Below are 2,530 nucleotides of genomic sequence, written 5' to 3' on the forward strand. Positions count from 1 at the left end.
GTCAAATGGTAAGGCTGGCCATGATCCCGAAAAACAGTTTCGGGGTCATGGTCAGACAGAGAGCCTAATTGCTGGAGCGCATCGCCACCGTGGCGATGCCGGCGCCGACCAGCAGCGTGCCGCCGGTGCGGTTGAAGATGCGGATCGCCTTGGGATTGCGCACCACGTTGCGTGCGCGTGAGGCGATCAGCGCATAGCCAAAGGCATTGGCGAAGGCGAGCGCCAGGAAGGTCGTCTCGAAGATCAGCATCTGCGTCCAGAAATCGGCGTGCCGGTCGAGGAACTGCGGCAGAAAGGCGACGAAGAAGGTGATGCTTTTCGGGTTGAGCGCGGTGACCAGCCAGGCGTGCGCCATCATCTTGGCCGAGGAGACCGCGTCGGTGCGCGGTTCGGCTTTCAGCGCGCCGCCGGCGCGAAACAGTTTCACGCCGAGATAGATCAGATAGCCGGCGCCGATCAGCTTCAGGATGGTGAAGACACCAGCCGAAGCTGCCAGCAGCGCGCCGATACCCAGCATCGACAAGGTCATCGCGGTGAAGTCGCCCAGCGCCACGCCGATTGCCATCGGCAGAGCGGTACGCCAGCCCTGGCCCAGCGCGTAGGACACGACGAGAAGGATGGTCGGACCCGGAATGATGAGGAGGATCGTCGACGCGGCGGCGAAGGCGGCCCAGTTTTCGAAGGACATGCTCGTCTCCCTTGAGCTTAAAGAAGAGGATAAATCCTTAGGCCCAGGAGAATGTAAAGAGGCGATTTCCCTGACTGCGCCAGCGGCAGATCGGTGTCAGTTCGCGCCGCTCAGCGTGCTCACGATATCGGCCAGGCTGACATTGGCACCGAGAACGGTTGCCGCCGCGACAATGGCAGCGGCAAAAAGCTTGATGTCGGTTTTTAAGATCTTGCACATGGAGGCCCCTCGCTGATGGTTTGAGGAGTAGGAAACGCCGGCCCGACCGAGGTCTCTTTGTGCAGCAGCCTTCGTTCAAGCCCAGGCAAGAAGGTCGGACATCGTCAAGGCCATGCGCAAATGCAGGCTGTGCAATGTCTTCACGCTTTATCAACCATGAATGATGAAAATGCCCGCTATCCGGCCGGACCGTGCTTCCCGCCGACAGCGTAGGGTCTGGGTATATGCGTGAGTTGCCGCAAGGTCTGACGCCGCCGCGAAATGGCGACGCAATCGAAACCGATCATCATCTTTCCCGCCGCGCCATCCTGTCCGGGGCAGGGGCGCTCGCGCTGCTGAGCGCCGCCGGTTGCTCGACCTCGGGCTTGGGTCTGCCGGAGCTCGAGCTCGACGACGTCACCACGGGTTCCGTGCGGCCGATCCGGCCAAGCATCAGCGTCGACAAGAACATCACCAGCCCCGGCGTCATGTATGCCGGGCTGACCGACGGCGGCTTCAACGTGCCGGAAGTGCCATATCTGAAGGTCAAGCCGGAATTCCGCCGCCAGATCGTCGTCGACACGACAGGCGAGGCGCCCGGCACCATCGTCGTCCATCTCAAGGAGCGCATGCTCTATCTCGTCCAGCCGGGTGGCGACGCCATTCGCTACGGCGTCGGCATCGGCAAGGATGGCTTCCGCTGGTCGGGTCGCGCCAACATCCAGTACGGCAGGGAATGGCCGACCTGGACGCCGCCGCCAGAGATGATTGCCCGCAAGCCTGAACTGGTGAAATGGCAAGCCGGACAGCCCGGCGGCCTCACCAATCCGCTCGGCGCGCGTGCCCTCTACATCTACCAGGACGGCAAGGACACCGGCTATCGCATCCACGGCTCGCCCGAATGGTGGAGCATCGGCCAGGCGATGTCGTCGGGCTGCGTGCGCCTGATCAACCAGGACATCATCGACCTCTACAGCCGCGTCTCCAAGAAAAATCCGGTCGTCGTCGTCTGACGCTTATGCGGCGTGTTGGCGCCGCTCGAAACTCCCGTTGCGCGATGCGGCAAGACAGGCCAAGGTGCCTTGAAAACCATCGCGCCGGGAGAAATCAAGCATGGCTGGAACGTTTGTCATCGCGCAGGGCGGCGGCCCAACCGCCGTCATCAACCAGACGGTTGTCGGGGCGACACTGGAGATCCGCAAGCGGCATCCAGGTGCCAAGGTGCTGGGCTCAATCCATGGCGTGCGCGGCATCCGTGACGGCAATTATGTCGACCTTTCCGCCATCCCCGAGGACCGGCTGCGGCTGATTGCCGGCACGCCGAGCGCCGCCCTCGGCTCGACCCGCGACAAGCCCGACGCCGCCTATTGCGATGTCATCCTCAACGGCCTGAAGAAGGCCGGCGCCGACGCCTTCATCTATATCGGCGGCAACGACACGTCGGGTACCCAGCAGATCCTGACCGATGCCGCCGGCGGCTCAATTGCCTTCGTCCATGCGCCAAAAACCATCGACAATGATCTCGAGGAAAACGACCACACGCCGGGCTTCATTTCGGCGGCCGAGTTCGTCGCCGGCGCCTTCCTGTCGGTCGATCTCGATTTTCGTGCGCTGCCCGGCATCTATGTCGGCATCGTCATGGGC

General features: G+C 62.8%; 4 protein-coding genes. 2 read left to right on the forward strand and 2 right to left on the reverse strand.

Annotated features, from left to right (window positions below):
- Window positions 1–64: 64 nt before the first annotated feature.
- Window positions 65–688 carry a LysE family translocator gene (locus EN964_RS31660; RefSeq protein WP_127270197.1) on the reverse strand — a complete coding sequence of 208 codons (624 nt, stop codon included), beginning with the start codon at window positions 686–688 and terminating at the stop codon, window positions 65–67.
- Between the two features lie 96 nt (window positions 689–784).
- On the reverse strand, window positions 785–907 hold the full coding sequence (locus tag EN964_RS39155; protein WP_127270199.1) for a hypothetical protein: 123 nt from the start codon (window positions 905–907) through the stop codon (window positions 785–787).
- Between the two features lie 224 nt (window positions 908–1,131).
- On the opposite strand from EN964_RS39155, the gene EN964_RS31670 reads away from it, so the two are divergent.
- Together EN964_RS31670 and EN964_RS31675 are read left to right on the forward strand one after the other, a co-directional pair.
- Window positions 1,132–1,899, forward strand: a complete 768-nt coding sequence (locus EN964_RS31670; RefSeq protein ID WP_127270201.1) for a L,D-transpeptidase — start codon at window positions 1,132–1,134, stop codon at window positions 1,897–1,899.
- Window positions 1,900–1,999: 100 nt separating this feature from the next.
- Window positions 2,000–2,530: 6-phosphofructokinase (locus tag EN964_RS31675; RefSeq protein ID WP_206527330.1), on the forward strand; the 531-nt coding region annotated here is incomplete at its 3' end.

The organism is Mesorhizobium sp. M7A.F.Ca.CA.001.10.2.1 (assembly GCF_003998575.1).
In the GTDB taxonomy this organism is placed as follows: Bacteria; Pseudomonadota; Alphaproteobacteria; order Rhizobiales; family Rhizobiaceae; genus Mesorhizobium.

What these genes read in the sequence shown, in the direction of transcription:
- EN964_RS31670 (WP_127270201.1), top strand. Translation starts at nt 1,132, where the DNA reads ATGCGTGAGTTGCCGCAAGGTCTGACGCCGCCGCGAAATGGCGACGCA.
- EN964_RS39155 (WP_127270199.1), bottom strand. Translation starts at nt 907, where the DNA reads ATGTGCAAGATCTTAAAAACCGACATCAAGCTTTTTGCCGCTGCCATT.
- EN964_RS31660 (WP_127270197.1), bottom strand. Translation starts at nt 688, where the DNA reads ATGTCCTTCGAAAACTGGGCCGCCTTCGCCGCCGCGTCGACGATCCTC.